The 15,158-nt window shown below is 58.2% G+C and carries 14 protein-coding genes; 7 read left to right on the forward strand and 7 right to left on the reverse strand.

The genetic code is table 11. The features are described 5' to 3' along the window. Positions 1–60: 60 nt before the first annotated feature. From ACFWW4_RS00295 to ACFWW4_RS00305, 3 genes are all read right to left on the reverse strand, one after another. Complete coding sequence (locus ACFWW4_RS00295) at positions 61–360, reverse strand: hypothetical protein (RefSeq protein ID WP_411889031.1); 300 nt, start codon at positions 358–360, stop codon at positions 61–63. Positions 361–432: 72 nt separating this feature from the next. After that, positions 433–810, reverse strand: coding sequence for a hypothetical protein (locus ACFWW4_RS00300; protein ID WP_393928183.1), 378 nt, complete (start codon positions 808–810; stop codon positions 433–435). 165 nt (positions 811–975) lie between these two features. Continuing rightward, a complete protein-coding gene (locus ACFWW4_RS00305) occupies positions 976–2,277 on the reverse strand; it encodes a hypothetical protein (RefSeq protein ID WP_411889032.1) in 1,302 nt (433 codons plus the stop codon). Between the two features lie 263 nt (positions 2,278–2,540). On the opposite strand from ACFWW4_RS00305, the gene ACFWW4_RS00310 reads away from it, so the two are divergent. Then, positions 2,541–4,139 carry an FAD-dependent oxidoreductase gene (locus ACFWW4_RS00310; RefSeq protein ID WP_411889033.1) on the forward strand — a complete coding sequence of 533 codons (1,599 nt, stop codon included), beginning with the start codon at positions 2,541–2,543 and terminating at the stop codon, positions 4,137–4,139. A gap of 60 nt (positions 4,140–4,199) precedes the next feature. Next, positions 4,200–4,505: a cytochrome c3 family protein gene (locus ACFWW4_RS00315; protein WP_411889397.1), complete on the forward strand. Its 306-nt coding sequence runs from the start codon at positions 4,200–4,202 to the stop codon at positions 4,503–4,505. An 84-nt stretch (positions 4,506–4,589) separates the two neighbouring features. On the opposite strand, the gene torA is transcribed toward ACFWW4_RS00315, so the two are convergent. The 4 genes from torA to ACFWW4_RS00335 all read right to left on the reverse strand — a co-directional run bounded on the left by torA (position 4,590) and on the right by ACFWW4_RS00335 (position 10,247). After that, positions 4,590–7,046 (reverse strand): trimethylamine-N-oxide reductase TorA, encoded by a 2,457-nt coding sequence (gene torA / locus ACFWW4_RS00320; RefSeq protein WP_411889034.1) that lies wholly within the window; start codon positions 7,044–7,046, stop codon positions 4,590–4,592. Beyond that, positions 7,039–7,674 (reverse strand): molecular chaperone, encoded by a 636-nt coding sequence (locus ACFWW4_RS00325; protein ID WP_411889035.1) that lies wholly within the window; start codon positions 7,672–7,674, stop codon positions 7,039–7,041. The genes torA and ACFWW4_RS00325 overlap by 8 nt, the downstream gene beginning before the upstream one ends. Further along, the gene (locus tag ACFWW4_RS00330) at positions 7,664–8,329 is read right to left on the reverse strand and encodes a hypothetical protein (RefSeq protein WP_411889036.1); all 666 of its coding nucleotides are present in this window, start codon (positions 8,327–8,329) and stop codon (positions 7,664–7,666) included. Before ACFWW4_RS00330 ends, ACFWW4_RS00325 begins: the two co-directional genes overlap by 11 nt. Positions 8,330–8,672: 343 nt before the next feature. Next, positions 8,673–10,247, reverse strand: a complete 1,575-nt coding sequence (locus ACFWW4_RS00335; protein WP_411889037.1) for a gamma-glutamyltransferase family protein — start codon at positions 10,245–10,247, stop codon at positions 8,673–8,675. A 246-nt stretch (positions 10,248–10,493) separates the two neighbouring features. On the opposite strand from ACFWW4_RS00335, the gene ACFWW4_RS00340 reads away from it, so the two are divergent. The 5 genes from ACFWW4_RS00340 (at position 10,494) to ACFWW4_RS00360 (ending at position 15,157) form a co-directional block, all read left to right on the forward strand. After that, the gene (locus ACFWW4_RS00340) at positions 10,494–11,651 is read left to right on the forward strand and encodes an acetyl-CoA C-acyltransferase (protein WP_411889038.1); all 1,158 of its coding nucleotides are present in this window, start codon (positions 10,494–10,496) and stop codon (positions 11,649–11,651) included. Positions 11,652–11,958: 307 nt separating this feature from the next. Then, positions 11,959–13,539 (forward strand): hypothetical protein, encoded by a 1,581-nt coding sequence (locus ACFWW4_RS00345; RefSeq protein WP_411889039.1) that lies wholly within the window; start codon positions 11,959–11,961, stop codon positions 13,537–13,539. A gap of 104 nt (positions 13,540–13,643) precedes the next feature. Continuing rightward, positions 13,644–14,096, forward strand: a complete 453-nt coding sequence (locus tag ACFWW4_RS00350; protein WP_411889040.1) for a GAF domain-containing protein — start codon at positions 13,644–13,646, stop codon at positions 14,094–14,096. A 79-nt stretch (positions 14,097–14,175) separates the two neighbouring features. After that, complete coding sequence (locus ACFWW4_RS00355; protein ID WP_411889041.1) at positions 14,176–14,766, forward strand: helix-turn-helix domain-containing protein; 591 nt, start codon at positions 14,176–14,178, stop codon at positions 14,764–14,766. Positions 14,767–14,776: 10 nt separating this feature from the next. Continuing rightward, positions 14,777–15,157 carry a GFA family protein gene (locus tag ACFWW4_RS00360; RefSeq protein WP_411889042.1) on the forward strand — a complete coding sequence of 127 codons (381 nt, stop codon included), beginning with the start codon at positions 14,777–14,779 and terminating at the stop codon, positions 15,155–15,157. Position 15,158 lies beyond the last annotated feature (1 nt).

Consider the following 15,158-nt stretch of genomic DNA (forward strand, 5'->3'; position numbering starts at 1 on the left):
TGTATTGAGAGACGTGGATTGACGAAAATCAATCCTGACATTCAATAGTCGAGGGCGTGGCTATCTGACAGTAAGCACACCGCCAAGCACCAGCATTCCCCCTGCAAGTAACATTGGAAGTGCGATGCCAAACAGGACCACGGGTGTGGTCCATGCATTGAAGAAGATTACCGAGGCCACCCCAAGCAAGATGATCAAACAGCCTCCAATGCGCGGCCATTTGAATGCAATCCAAACCACGCCAGCAAGTGCGACCCATGGGGCGGCGTTCGTAAGGTTTTGCCACCATGGAAGGCCCCGGTCGGGATCAATTCCCGAAAGCAGCGCAAACCCTCCCCAAAACAGCGTGATCAGCACCAACAGCCCGCGCGCTGTCGTCAACGTTGCGCGGGCCAACCTTTGCTTGCTGATCATAGCAAAGGGGCGCGCATATCAGCCACCACCTTGGTTTTGATTGTTGTTTTGGTTCTGGTTCTGATTGTTGTTCTGGTTCTGGTTCTGGTTCTGGTTCTGGTTGCCCCCGTTTGGATCAGTTGGATCAACGATCACGACACCATTGCTATCATCCACAGTGTCAACATCGGCCACCACATCAACAGGCGCACCTCCAATTACAGAGCATAGCGGCAAGTCCGCGGTATATGGCCCACCGATGGGTACATCGCCCGGACGGCAAGACGGATTGCCGAATTTGTCAAATGTTGGTTCAGCATAGATGACGCCAATGCTAGGTTCCGGCGCTGGGGCACAAGCCCACAAAAGCGCCATGGTTCCTGCGCCCAAGGCGGCGAGCCATTTTGAATGTGTCATGTCGTATCCTCTCAATTACAATATTCTTCACTCGCCGCGACAATGGCGCAGTTGTGATCTTGCAATTCTAGCAATGCGAAATGCGCCGTGATTGACATCGCTCAAGCATGCCTCAACGACTGCTGTTGCCGCTGCATACCAATCATTTCTCAGCCCGCGCCTGCCTTAGAACCGAGTTTCCAGCACCAATGCGCAATATGTCGCGTCACTATCAAAGCGTTCAATGTTTGAGACGGTTTGGTTATAGGCACATGAAAAACGCGGCGATGCGGACATGATGTTCAGGCGGCTGTCCTGAAGCGAAAAACCAAGCTCGCCAAAACTGTCAGACCGGGCTTCGCCCTCGGTTGGATCATCTGCCTTGTAAGACCGGATGCCCAACTCGCCAAACAGTCCAAGCGTTGTTGTCGGGGTGATCGGGCGCGTCATCGAGGCATAGACGGAGGGGCTGTAATAGCGATTGCGTTCCCGCCTGGCATTGTTGCGGGTCATGAAAGCGACGCCATACTCTTCGCTGCTCAGGTCTGGCCCGATGTGCCGCAAGCCAAGAGCCGAGCTGAACTCGCCTTTGCGCGGGTTGTCTTCGCCGTCATAGTCGCGCTGACGGACGTGCAGGGCACCCACCAATGTCGCACCACTGGCCAGATCGCGGTTGTAGTCCGCCTTAAACCCAAGCGCTACAAAGTCATCGTTGAGGTCATCGGCATCGCCGTCAAATGTAGTTTGCTGGAAATAGGTTGTCAGTCGCAGCATCTGCCCGTCATATCTTTGGCGCCATCCGACGCTCAGGCGGGCGTTCAGGCGATGGAAGTCTTCATCGATGAAATCATCACGGAACACGCGCGCGCCAAAGGTGAGGGAAGACCTGTTGCCCAGCCCGACCTGATAGTTCGCGAGCGCCCCCAGATGCAGCCGGTTTCCCGCCTCCGGATCGGTGTCTTCATTTTCCCCGCCACCCTCTGCACCGGGTTGGAAGAAGGAGGCCTCGGTTGACCCGTGAAAGATGGAGTTAGACCGATGTTGCTCAATGTCCGTGCTGGACAAGAACCCAACGGTCAGTCCGAACGACAATGGATCTCTATGCGCATTCCGTCCTGTGTTCCCTGGCTGTTGCAACGGAGTTGCCGCAACTGGGCTGGTTTCGGCGGGGGCAGTCGGCGTGCTTGCTGGTTGCGCAACCTGGGTCTGGGGTGCCTGTGGCGATGGTTTTGGCAGGATTTGCGTATTTTCGTCGGTCACAGCGTCTTCCGTTGTCTCCCAAAGCGGGGGCACGCGTACTTCGGGCACCGGCGTAGGCGCGATGGCAGTGCTTGTGGCGGGAGCGGGGCCAGTGCTGGTTTCGTGGCAGGCAATGCATTCGCTACCAAACCGGGGCAAGGCCTGTGCGACGCCCGCATGCACCGACAAAGCCAGTGTCAATGACGCCAAAAACAACTGGCCGTAGTTGCGAAGATTTGTCTGTTTCATTGGCTTGCCTTCCTTGCTGCACATCACTCGCTAAGCGGTGGAAATCGTCGCGTCAGACACGCCAAATGGCGAGTTGACCTCGCTGACCAGTCTAAGTGCCAAGTGTGCTGCATGATTGATAATGCTCAATGGGTTGTGTGCCAGATCGATCATGAATCGAGGATAGGCAATTGCGTGCAGCGAAGGCCTCGCACGACGCCTTTGGATCAGCGTTTCGTGTTGATGAGGCCAAGGCCCCGCACTCAAGATTGAAGGAGACCATCATGACACATCACGCAAAAACAAAGTCCCAATCAAGCACCACTCGCCGGGATGTCATTAAAGGAGCAGGCGTCGGCATAGCCGTAGTCGCAGCGTCCGGAACACCCGCGCTCTCGTCACCACTTCCAGTGCCTGAAAGCTGGGATGCTGAAACGGATGTGCTGGTCATCGGGTATGGCGGGGCAGGAGCTGTCACAGCCGTGACCGCCCATGACGCCGGTGCCCGGGTGATGGTCATTGAAAAACAAGCCGAAGACGCTCACACATCAAACACGCAGATGTGCCTTGGCGTCTTTTTGTCGCCCGACACGGTCGAGGATACGCTCGCTTATATGAGCGTAGCATCACTGGTGAATGTCGATATGCCGGAATCCAAGGACATCGATGACGATACTATTCGGGTCTGGGCCGAAGAAAGCGTCAAGAACCGCGACTGGTTGACCGCGATGGGTGCCACGGGTTTCGAGATGTTTTCCAACGCTGGTCGGGACTCAGACTGGCCGGGCAACGACGCCATCAAAGCCTACCAGATGAAAAAACCGGATGGCACAGCGGGTGTTGGTGTTGACCTCTTTGCATTCCTTGATGGTCTGGTTCAAGAGCGCGGCATTGAGGTGCGCTGGAACACCCCTGCAAACCGGCTGATTGCTGATCCGTCCGGGGCGATTGTGGGCGTGCGGGTCCTGGAAGACGGTGTCGAAAAATCTATTCGTGCCGCGCGTGCAGTTGTCTTGACGACTGGCGGGTATGAATTCGATCAGGCTGCGCATCGCACTTATTTGCCTTCTTATCCCATGGTGTTTTACGGCAACCCTGACAATACCGGTGACGGGTTGCGCATGGCACAGGATGTGGGTGCAGACCTATGGCACATGACCGTGCTTGGCGGTGGCTTCAAATTCAAATTTGATGACTTTCCAACGGCCTTTGCACCCAGCTTTGGGACCGGTAGCTATGTGATCGTCGATCGCAGCGGCAGGCGCTTCAATGCCGAAACCAAGCTCGGCGGGTATTCAGGCTATTGGAACGCTTTGGTTTACGACACTGTCAACTACACGTGGCCGCGCATCCCGACATGGTTCGTCTTTGATGAAAAGCGTCGTCAGGCAGGTCCGATTGTGTGGACGGCCTTTGGCGCGGCGGGACCCATCGGTATGTACGACTGGAGCGACGACAACAGCGCCGAGGTTGAAAGTGGCTGGATTTCCAGCAGCGACACTCTGGAAGGTCTCGCAGCCAAGATCGGCGTAGCCCCTGATGCCCTCACCGATGAAGTTCGAGACTTCAATGCTGGGCATGGTCGGGGTCGTGACAGGGCGTTTGATCGTCCGATAAACACGATCGCACCACTTGATACGCCGCCTTATTACGCCGTTCCCTTGTGGCCGGGTTTGAACAACACCTTTGGCGGACCACGCCGCAATGCCAAATCTCAGATCCTTGATACCTTTGGCGCACCGATTGAGCGGCTTTACAGTGCCGGTGAACTTGGGTCGATCTTTGTGCAATACCCGCAAGGAGGCGCGAACATTGGTGAGTGTCTGGCGTTCGGGCGGATTGCTGGCGCAAATGCAGCCGCCGAGCCGCCACGGCACGCATAAGTCATGGTCCGCAACAAGTCACTCTGCACGTGCGCGGCGACCTTGCTGGTCGCCGCTACAATGTGGATTTGCATTGGATCTGCGGGTGCGGCGGATGACAACACTTTGGCAACAACCCATGCCCATGCCGGATTGCCCTGCATGGCCTGTCATGTGGAAAACCCGCCAGCCCAACCTGTTGCGACGGAGACTTGCACGGTCTGTCATGGTCTGGGCCAGGGCCTTGCCGAAACAACGGCCGAAATCGAACCCAACCCCCATGCCTCCCACAAGGGTGATTTGCCCTGTGCCAGCTGTCACCGCATGCATAGCGCCTCGGTTGATGCCTGCGCGGGCTGTCACAGTTGGGGATACACCGTACCCTAAGACAGTCGCTGACTGAGACCCTGCCACATGACTAAGCCGCCCGCGCAAACGCAGGTGGCTTTTAGCTGGCAGATTGAGCATCATTCAGCCGTTGCGCGGTGTATCGAACACGGTCACCGCAGGTGGGGTGCCGACGAACTTTTCCACCTCAGCGTTGGCCGTGTGCCCGCAGTTGCCCTGCGCCAGTTTGGACGTCCCAAGATCAGGCGTCAGGATGTTCACGTTGCCATAGGCGCAAACGGTGCCGGGGGTACCCGGCTCAGCCGGGCTATACCAACCGCCTTCGCTGACTTTCAGCACACCGCGCCGGATATCGTCGGTCACGACTGCGCCGGCCAACAGTGCCCCGCGATCATTGTAGACCCGGACAACGTCGCCGTCCGCAATACCGCGCGCCGCAGCATCTGCAGTGTTGATCAGGCACGGTTCACGCCCCGCAACTGCATAGGTTTCGCGGAATGACGTGCCGCAAAGCTGCGAATGCAACCGCCCGATGGAGTGCTGGCTGGACACATGCAACGGATATTTGGCATCCGGGCCATCGAGCCGCTCAATCGGTTCCATCCATGTGGGGTGCGGCGGGCAATCGTCATAGCCCATCTTTTCGATATTACGCGAATAGATCTCGATCAGGCCGGACGGTGTGCCCAAGGGCTCCAGCACCGGATCGTCGCGGAACGCCGCATAGCGGACAAAGCTGCGTCCTTCATCGGTTACCGGATACATAACATAGCCTTGATCCCAGAACGTATCGAAGTCCGGCATTGTGATGCCTGTCGCCTCCTGCTGATCAAAGGTCGTCTCGTAGAACTGCCTGATCCACGTCATCTCGTCCTTGCCTTCGTCGAAATACGCGCGGGTGCCAAAGCGGCCGGACAGGCCGGCGAAGATATCAAAGTCGGATCGCGCCTCGTACATCGGCTCGATCACTTTTTTCATCGCAAGAACGCCTTTTTGCGAATAGTCGCCGTACATTTCGATGTCATTGCGTTCAAACGCGCTGGTGGCGGGCAGGACGATGTCGGCGTGCCGTGCCGTTGGGGTCCATTGGAAATCCTGCACGATGAAGGTATCGACTTTCTGCAGCGCGCGCAGCAGGCGGTTCTGGTCCTGGTGGTGGGCAAAGGGGTTGCCGCCGACCCAATAGACCAGATTGATATTGGGGTAGATGCCTGCTTCACCATTGAAGTCGAAGGCACCACCGGGATTTTCCAGCATATCGGTGATCCGTGCCACCGGAATACGGTCTGATGCATCGGGCTGCGTGTCTGTACGCGTAAGCTGTACGGACCCTGCGTTCATCCCCGATGGCCTTGGCCCTTTGGCCGAAGGCGACCCACCACTGGAGTAATGATAGCTGAGCCCAAAGCCCCCACCGGGCAAACCGATCTGCCCCAGCATAGCTGCCAATGTCACAAGCATCCAATGGGCCTGTTCACCGTGGTGCATCCGCTGCATCGACCAGCCACTGGCCAGCATCGTGCGATTGGCCGCGAAGTCGCGGGCCAACTGGCGGATGACATCAGCCTCTACCCCACAGACACCGGCGGCCCAATCTGCGTCCTTGGGTTGGCCGTCGCTTTCGCCCGTCAGATAAGGCAGGAACTGATCAAATCCGGTTGTGTAGGTATCCATGAACGCCTGATCATGTAGGCCTTCCTCAAGCAGCGTATGTGCGATGCCCATCATCATGGTGACATCCGTCTGCGGCTTGGGCGCGATCCACTCGGCGTTCATATACGCGGCTGTGTCGCTGCGGATCGGATCAATGCAGATCACGCGTTTGCCGGCGGCCTTGAAGTCCTCCATCCCCTCATAGGCACCGTGATCGGGCACGACCCAGCCAATCTTGTTGGTCACAACCGGGTTGGCGCCCCATAAAACCATCAGGTCCGTATTCTCGACCACAACAGGCCATGCTGTTTGCTGTTCATAGACTTCGATTGTGCCCAGCACATGCCGCATAATGACCTGAGACGCCCCCGTTGAATAATCCCCTACATGGCTGACAAATCCGCCTGTGCCATTCAGGAACCGCCGCAACAGGTTGCGCGCGTTGTTGAACTTGCCGGGGCTTTTCCAACCGTAGGAGCCACCAAAGATGCCCTTTGGACCGCTCTCTTCCTGCACCCGTGCGACCTCATCCGCGACAAGCTGCAGGGCCTGATCCCAACTAACGCGGACGAAATCATCGCGGCCACGCGTGTCTGATGCTGTCCCCGGGCCGCCTTCCAGATAGGCGCGGCGCACCATGGGGTATTTGATCCGCGTCGGGGAATAGACGCTGTCCATCACACCTTCCAGCATCTTGGTGGGAAAGCGATCTTCTTCCCAGCCCCGCACGGCGGTCCACCTGCCGTCCGTCACGGTGGCATGAAACGCACCCCAATGTGATCCAGTCAGCACCTCGCCGTTTTGCGCGGCCTGTGCCATGCCAGCGCCCAGCACAGATGGCCCCAGTACAGCGGCGGCACCCGTCAGCGATGTGGTTTCCAGAAAGCCCCTGCGGGTCAGTCCCCGATGTGGTGATTGGTCAGACATTTTCTTCTTCCTCCTTGACCCGGACCGGACGGGTCCGGAGCCATTTCAAATCCTCTGCAACGAAATCTTCGGCAGTGCGCGCAAGCAGGGTGTAGAAACCATGCTGATCGCTGCGGGCGCAGGCCGTGCCAAATTCCGGCAGCCATGCGGCCAGATGATCCTCCAGAAATTCAATTTGCTGGGCCGTTGGCCTACCCGAAGCAATCAGCTGCGCCGCCACAGCAAGAATGACCGCGATGTGATCGGCAGGTTCACGATAGGTGCCCGCGACATGCATGTTCAGGTCTTTGAGGTGCTGCGCCATGGCCGCCGTCGGCGCCTGACAAACACGCCCACGGGGATCAACAAAAGAGCTTTGGGATGACGGCACGCTCTGCGGCCCCCCGGCACCCAGAAAGAGGAAGGCATAGGCCCCAGCGAGGTCGCTTTCCGAAAGGGTGGGGTCTTTGTCAAACACCTGAAAGCGGGCCAGCAGCGGGCCGATACAGGGGTCGTCGTTCAAATCCTCTTGCACTGACACCGCCGCCAGTTGGCTGATCTTTGCAGCGGTTGCAGGTTGCGCAAACAGGTCCGATAGCAGCCGATAGACCACAATGCGCGATGCCGATGTGTCCTGTTTAATCTGCATGGGCGTTCTCCACTGAGAGCGGAGGATCCATGTCACTGGCATGCAGTTGCAGGTACTTTTGCAAGAACCGATAGTCGGGTTTGTCGAGCGTGATGTAGCGTTCCATGGATTTCATCAGCCCGATCCACTGGTTCGACAGGTAATCATTGGGACGCATCGAACTGTGGCAATTTGCGCAGGCCGTTTGAAACATCGTCACCCCTTGGTCCCAAAGCAGATTTGGATCAGGGGTCAGCCGATCAGGGCTGACCCACACATCGAGGCTGATAGGGTGCCAGATCAGATCGGTTTCAGGATCAACAACCGGATCGCCCAGGATCGTTCGCTCTTGCGCACCAACCCTGAGGCTAGCCGCCAGAATACGTTGGCCCATTTGTTCATAGATGGCGCGATCCGCACCCTGTTCCCGCCAGCCGGTCAAACGGACGTGCAGCGCGTCTTGAGTTTCTTCCAGCAGGGTCACTTCTGTCGCAGCAAAGATGATGCCAGCAATTTGGGTGCGCCCAACGTGGTGTGGTTGCAAATACAGATTTTTTTCCGCGTTTGTATAAAGGCGATGTTCTTCAGCGAGAACCTGATCAGCAACCAACAGGCCGCTCAACAGCAGAAAACCAATGGATTGTAGACAGACTTTGCATGCTGAAGTGACTGCCATAAAAAATGAACTCTCCTGCGAGGTTTCGCACCAAGGCACCTTGTGTGATGAGAATGCGCAAATTCGTCATGGCAAGATTGACAATAGTCAATCTGCAGAAGCCCACTCTGTCCCGCAGTGTGCCAATTGGTGGTTCCAGATTTGCTGCATACTGCCTGAATGGCTGCTTTTGCCTCTGCGAGGCAGCAGCGTTTTCGCTACAGCGCGGCAAGTTCCTGCGCGGTGAGCGCACGCAGCAAAATTTTGGCACTTACGCAATGGGCTCGAAGCGGACGAACAGGCATTGCTCGGCCCGCCAAACGGAAAACCGGATACCCGTCCTTTCGCAGACTCGCTTGTTTCGCTAATAGCCCACCGCGCACCCGTCCTTGCGCGGATCGCTGCCTGCTTCCAGTACGCCGTCATCGTGTATCATGATGGCTTGCGCGCCGCCGATGGCTGTGGCGGGGGTCTGGACCGTGTGTCCGCGCTCTACCAGTTCTGCGCGCACCGCTTCGCTGTAGCTGGTTTCGACGTTCAGCACGTCTCCTTCGGCGAAGCTGCGGGGGGCGTCGATGGCGGCTTGGGGTGACAACCCGAAATCGGTCACATTGGTGACGAAGCGGCCGTGTCCGGCTGACTGGTATTGCCCGCCCATCACGCCGAAGGGCATGTGGACCTTGCCGTTCTTTTTCAGCATCGCGGGGATGATCGTGTGCATGGGGCGTTTGCCGGGTCCAACCTCGTTCGCGTGCCCTTGTTCGAGCGTGAAGCCCGCACCGCGGTTCTGGAACAGGATGCCGAATTTGTCGGACGCGATGCCAGCGCCGAAGGAATGGAAGACCGAGTAGATGAGCGAGACGCACATCCGGTCCTTGTCGACCACGGTGATGTAGATCGTGTCCTTGTGGACCGCCTCTACCCCCGGCACGTTGCCCGGCATCGCCTGTTTCGGATTGATCAGGGCGGCGAGCTTTTCGGCCGTTTCGGGGGACGTCATGTGGTCGAGTTTCGTCATATGCGCCGGATCGGCCACGAAACGGTTGCGGGCGTCGTAGGCGAGTTTGGTCGCCTCAGCCTCGATATGGGCCCGTTCGGACCCCCATGGGTCCATCCCTGCGATGTCGAAATGCTTGAGGATGTTCAGCAGCAGGATGGCGGTGGCCCCCTGCCCGTTTGGCGGATGCTCGTAGAGGTCTAGGCCGCCATAGCCGCCCGTGATCGGGTCGGTGTAGTCGCAGGCGGTGTTGGCAAAGTCGTCCAGCGTATGAGTGCCGCCGAGGGCGCGGAGGGAGTTGACCATATCCTCTGCAATCTCGCCTTCGTAGAACGCGTCGCGCCCTTCCATGGCGATTTCACGCAGGACCTTGGCCTGACCGGGGGCGCGGAAGATTTGCCCCGGGCGGGGGGCCTGCCCATTCATCAGGAACAGATCGCGGGCGTGGCCAGAGAGGTTGTCGGTGGATTGCGCCCAGTCGAAGGCGACCCGTTCGGCGACGGGCACACCGGCTTCGGCATAGTGGATGGCCGGCGCGAGTGTGGCCTTGAGCCCGATCTTGCCCCAATCCTTGGACAGGCGGCAGAAGGCGTCAATGGCGCCGGGGATGCTGACCGCGTCGGCGGAGTAAGGGGCGATGACGTCACCCTTGGCGCGCAGCGCTTCGGCGTCGATAGCGGCGGGCGCGCGGCCGGAGCCGTTGAGTGCCTTGACCTCATCCGAGCCGGGGGGCGTGAAGAGAACGAAACAGTCGCCGCCGATCCCGGTCATTTGCGGTTCGCAGATCCCGAGCAGGACCGCCCCGGCGATGGCCGCATCCACCGCATTTCCGCCAGCTTCGAGCATTTGCACGGCCACTTTGGCCGCGAGCGGGTGCGATGTGGCACAGATACCATTGGTGGCGTAGACGGCTGAGCGGCCGGGTTTATGGAAGTCGCGCATGGAGGGTCCCCTTTTGAATTGGCCTGAAGTTAGGCCAATGGGCCGCGCGTGCAATCACAATGTTGGGGATTTGCCCCGGTGCCGCCCGCATGGGTGGGGGCTATGAACAGGCAGCACCGGGATCAGCCATTTGGCTATGGGTCAGGTTTGCCGGTTAAACGAGGCCGCAGAATGATCGAATTGGGGCAGTTTGAGGGCTTTTCGTTTTTGTGTCGCGGGCGTAGCCTTGGCCCAAAGGAGAGATGAATGGAACAGGTTGTCATAACAGGTGCCGCGCGCACGCCGATGGGCGGGTTTCAGGGTGTGTTTTCCGATGTTGACGCCCCTGCGTTGGGGGGGGCCGCGATCCGGGCCGCGCTGCATGGTGCCGGTGTGTCGACTGTGGACGAGGTGCTGATGGGCTGTGTCCTGCCAGCGGGGCAAGGACAGGCCCCGGCCCGGCAGGCCGCGTTCCTGGCCGGTTTGGGCGAGGACGTGCCGGCCACGACCCTGAACAAGATGTGCGGGTCGGGAATGAAGGCGGCGATGATGGCCTTTGACCAGATTGCTGGGGGCGGGGCCGATGTGATGATTGCCGGGGGCATGGAGAGCATGACGAATGCCCCCTATCTGATGCCCAAACTGCGTGGTGGTGCCCGGATTGGCCATCAGACCGTGCAGGATTCGATGTTTCTGGATGGGTTGGAAGACGCCTATGACAAGGGTCGTCTGATGGGTACCTTCGCCGAGGATTGCGCCGAAAAGTTCCAGTTCACCCGTGAGGCACAGGATCAATATGCGATTGCGTCCCTTTCCAATGCGCTGGATGCGGAACGGTCCGGCGCGTTCGATGCTGAGATTACGCCGGTGACGGTCCATGCCCGCACGGGCGAAGAGGTCATCACACGTGATGAGCAACCCGGCAAGGCGCGGCCCGAAAAGATCCCGACGCTCAGGCCCGCCTTTCGCAAGGATGGGACGGTGACGGCGGCGAATGCATCGAGCATTTCGGATGGCGCAGCGGCATTGGTTTTGGCCAAGGCGGGAGCGCCGAATGCGCGGGCCCGGATTTTGGGCCATGCCAGCCATGCGCAGGCGCCGGGTTGGTTTACCACGGCACCCGTGCCTGCCGCCCAGAAACTTCTGGCCAAGATCGGCTGGTCGGTGGACGACGTGGATCTGTGGGAGGTGAACGAGGCGTTCGCTGTGGTTCCCATGGCCTTCATGCATGAATTGGGTATTGCGCGCGACAAGGTGAATGTGAATGGCGGAGCCTGCGCGCTGGGGCATCCGATTGGCGCATCGGGCACGCGGATTATGGTAACGCTGCTGAACGCGCTTGAGACTCGCGGGCTGAAGCGCGGAGTGGCCGCAATCTGCATTGGTGGGGGTGAAGGCACCGCGATTGCGATCGAACGGCTTTAGGTTGCATTTCCTGATTCTCTCCGAAGGCTAATTCCCTCTCTGTTCTCGCGCCCCAAGCAGCGCCGGCTTACCCAGATCTTGTCCGTTAAACATGATGTTGTTCTGCGCCCGGAAAGGGCCGCATCATGCGGCGTGAGGGCAATCTGCAACATCAGAACAAAATAAGAACAAGTCTACGCTTATTCCTTTAAAATATGGCAAATAGCTGTGATGTTCTTGTTATGTTCCAAGCGATTCCGTATCGGATGAACCGGTGTAAGGAACGTGGTTTCGCTTTGAGCAGATTTTACAAAAACAGAGAGACTTTATGACTGAAACAATCACAACAACGCTTACAAACGACAACGACGAATACCGTTTCCTGAGCAACCCGCAGAGCATTTTCGCTTTGGATGGTGATGACGTTCTGGTTGCATCGGGGCGGACCCCTTTTGAAGATATTTTGATCGACGGTGGCGATGGTACCGACGCGCTGACCCATCAGGGCCGTTTGAAGCTGGGCGATGGTGTTACCTTCAACGATATGGAGGTTCTGGCCGCCGATACCGTCAAGGTTACCGATGGTGCCACGGTTGATCTGTCCGATTTTGAGCGCAATGACAGCTGGGCCATTTACGGTTCGGCCGGGGATGAGACGATCATTGGCACGCAGGATGCCGATTTCATCCGCGCCGGGGCAGGCAATGACACGGTTTTTGCCAATGCCGGTGACATCGTGCACATGGGCAAAGGTGACGACACGCTGCAATTCGTGCAGGACGGCACCGCCGTGGTTGATGTGAATGACAAGGGCAACGGCACGATCCGTTACGCGAATGGCGATGTCATCAAATTCCGCGGTGTCGAGAATTTCGAGGAGATCGCGCCGCCGGTTGAAACTGCCGAATATGTGCTGGATTTCAACGACGGCGCAGCAATTTCCAATGGTGACACGATCCTGCAGGACCAGTTTGTCGTCGATCTGAGCACCGGGCTTTCCAATCGTGAGGGCGAAATTCGCCCGATTGATTATGATCGCGGTGAGGTCGACAGTGATCAAGAAGCCTTTAACGCGTTTTTGCCCAAGACGATGGGATTTGAACGGACCGATGGCAGCGATTTCGACTTCAAGAGCGTGTCATTGGGCAAAGGCTTGCGCGATGGCGGCAACCCGGATGCGTCCAACCTTGCCCAGACGGTTGAGATTATCGGCTACCGCGATGGCGAGGTTGCGTTTTCGCAGACGGTGACGCTGGAATTCGGGCAGACGGTGACCGAGTTGAACTTCACGGCGATTGACCGGCTGGAATTCGTGGCATCCGGCGGATCGGAAGGCGGCACCGGCGTCTATTCCTTTGACGATCTTGTTTTTGTGGCCGACGCCCTGCCCCCGGTTGACACACCTGATGGTCCAACCGAACAGGTGGTCGATTTCGATAACGATGTGACGCTGGTGACCGGGACGGAGGTGCTGGATGGTCAGTTCATCGCGGAGGTCAGCCGGGGCGAAAGCAATATTGCCGGTTCGTTGCGGTCGCTGGATTATGACGCTGGCGACGTCGATGACGACCTTGAGGCCTTCAACAGCTGGGGTGCGACGGTGGGTTTTCGCAGTGCCGATGGTGATACGTTTGATTTCAAGAGCGTTTCGCTGGCCAATGGGTCCCGCGCTGACAAGACGAATGCGAACCCTGATGGCCTGGCCAATACCGTTGAGATTACCGGGTTTGATGATGGTGTCGCGCTGTTTACCCAGACTGTCGACCTGACTGATACCCATACTGTGCAGGAGTTGAACTGGACGGGTATCGACCAGATTGAATTCCGCGCCACGGGCGGCGGTTATGATGGGGCTGATATCACCAATGGTGGTGTCTTTTCGATGGATGACCTGGTGTTCATTGCCTGATCGGATGATGATCTGAACGGAAAAAGGGCCGCATCCGTGGCCCCTTTTTTGTTGCAAGGGGGCCGGATAGAACCGGCCTTGTTTGATCAACGGAAAACCCGCCAATGCCTGTAGACTATGCCACCCTGTCCAAGACGATTGCATCCCTGACCGAGGGTGAAGATGATCAGGTGGCCCTGATGGCCACGGTCGCATGTGAGGTCCATCACAGTGATGACCGGTTCGACTGGACCGGGTTTTATCGGGTTGTGGCCCCGGAGCTTTTGAAGATCGGCCCTTATCAGGGCGGGCATGGTTGCCTTGTTATCCCGTTTTCCCGTGGTGTCTGTGGTGCTGCCGCCCGCACCGGCGGGGTCCAGTTGGTTGCGGATGTTGATGCGTTTCCCGGTCATATCGCTTGCGCCAGCAGCACGCGGTCAGAGCTGGTCTTGCCGGTCTTTGACGAGAATGGTGATTTGATCGCCGTGTTTGATATCGACAGCGATCAGCCAGATGCGTTTGATCAGGCGGACGCTGATGCGTTGGCCACTATACTGAGGGATGTCTTTTCCACCTGACCCCAACCCATGGTTTTCATGCACAGATCGTGACAAACTATTGTTGCTATCAAATGGAGATTATGCATCATGAAATTCAATGTCCATTTTTCACGGATCAGTCATGGCGGATGATCGTCAGCCCTTCCGGACGCTGGGGGCGGACCTGCGCGCCTTACGCAAGGCGCGGGGTATGACCCTGACCGAATTGGCCGAGGCGATGGACCGATCGGTGGGCTGGTTGAGCCAGGTTGAGCGCAATATCTCGAACCCGGCCATTATCGATCTGAACCGCATGGCCGAGATACTGGATGTTTCGGTGTCCAGCCTTTTGCAGATCGGCACGGCACCGGGCGAGGAAGGGATCATTGTTCGCGCACAGGCCCGTCGCCCCATCGGATGCCGTACCCCGGGGCTGACCGAAGGCTTGCTGTCCCCGGATCTGACCGACAGTTTTGAGGTGGTCCATTCGTCCTTTGCCCCGGGTGCCGAGCTTGTGGTGCCGTTGACCCGCCCGACGCAGGAAATCGGCTATATCGTTCGTGGTCGTTTCGACATCTGGGTGGATGACAAGATGTTCAAGCTGAACCCCGGCGACAGTTTCCGTTTGCGCGGTGAACAGTTTCGCTGGGCCAACCCGTATGAAGAGACCTGCGATGTGATCTGGGTCATCTCACCACCGGTCTACTAGGGAGAGGGCGATGACAAAGGGGCGTTGCGAATGCGGAGAGGTGGCGTTTGAGGTCACCGGCGCGCGCGATACCATCACCTTTTGTCATTGCGGCCAGTGCCGCCGCACCAGTGGCCATTACTGGGCCTCCACCCGGGCAGAGACGGCCGATGTTGTGTTCAGCAAGGAGGCAGGGCTGACATGGTATCAATCGTCCGATCATGCCCGCCGGGGATTTTGCAAGTTCTGCGGGTCCAGCCTGTTCTACCAGCCCAATGGCGCCGATCATTTGGGTATCGCTGCTGGCTGTCTGGATCTGCCTACGGGCATGACGCCGGGCAAGCATATCTTTGCCGCTGATGCGGGCGATTATTACACCATCCCGGCAGATGCGCCGCATATCCCAGACTGAA

The sequence above is a fragment of the Yoonia sp. SDW83-1 genome (assembly GCF_046762885.1).
Lineage (GTDB): Bacteria > Pseudomonadota > Alphaproteobacteria > Rhodobacterales > Rhodobacteraceae > Yoonia.

Coding starts and splice junctions, on each gene's coding strand:
- ACFWW4_RS00325 (WP_411889035.1), bottom strand. CDS start 7,674: ATGCAGATTAAACAGGACACATCGGCATCGCGCATTGTGGTCTATCGG.
- ACFWW4_RS00300 (WP_393928183.1), bottom strand. CDS start 810: ATGACACATTCAAAATGGCTCGCCGCCTTGGGCGCAGGAACCATGGCG.
- ACFWW4_RS00340 (WP_411889038.1), top strand. CDS start 10,494: ATGGAACAGGTTGTCATAACAGGTGCCGCGCGCACGCCGATGGGCGGG.
- ACFWW4_RS00345 (WP_411889039.1), top strand. CDS start 11,959: ATGACTGAAACAATCACAACAACGCTTACAAACGACAACGACGAATAC.
- ACFWW4_RS00330 (WP_411889036.1), bottom strand. CDS start 8,329: ATGGCAGTCACTTCAGCATGCAAAGTCTGTCTACAATCCATTGGTTTT.
- ACFWW4_RS00310 (WP_411889033.1), top strand. CDS start 2,541: ATGACACATCACGCAAAAACAAAGTCCCAATCAAGCACCACTCGCCGG.
- ACFWW4_RS00305 (WP_411889032.1), bottom strand. CDS start 2,277: ATGAAACAGACAAATCTTCGCAACTACGGCCAGTTGTTTTTGGCGTCA.
- torA (WP_411889034.1), bottom strand. CDS start 7,046: ATGTCTGACCAATCACCACATCGGGGACTGACCCGCAGGGGCTTTCTG.
- ACFWW4_RS00355 (WP_411889041.1), top strand. CDS start 14,176: ATGTCCATTTTTCACGGATCAGTCATGGCGGATGATCGTCAGCCCTTC.
- ACFWW4_RS00360 (WP_411889042.1), top strand. CDS start 14,777: ATGACAAAGGGGCGTTGCGAATGCGGAGAGGTGGCGTTTGAGGTCACC.
- ACFWW4_RS00335 (WP_411889037.1), bottom strand. CDS start 10,247: ATGCGCGACTTCCATAAACCCGGCCGCTCAGCCGTCTACGCCACCAAT.
- ACFWW4_RS00315 (WP_411889397.1), top strand. CDS start 4,200: ATGTGGATTTGCATTGGATCTGCGGGTGCGGCGGATGACAACACTTTG.
- ACFWW4_RS00350 (WP_411889040.1), top strand. CDS start 13,644: ATGCCTGTAGACTATGCCACCCTGTCCAAGACGATTGCATCCCTGACC.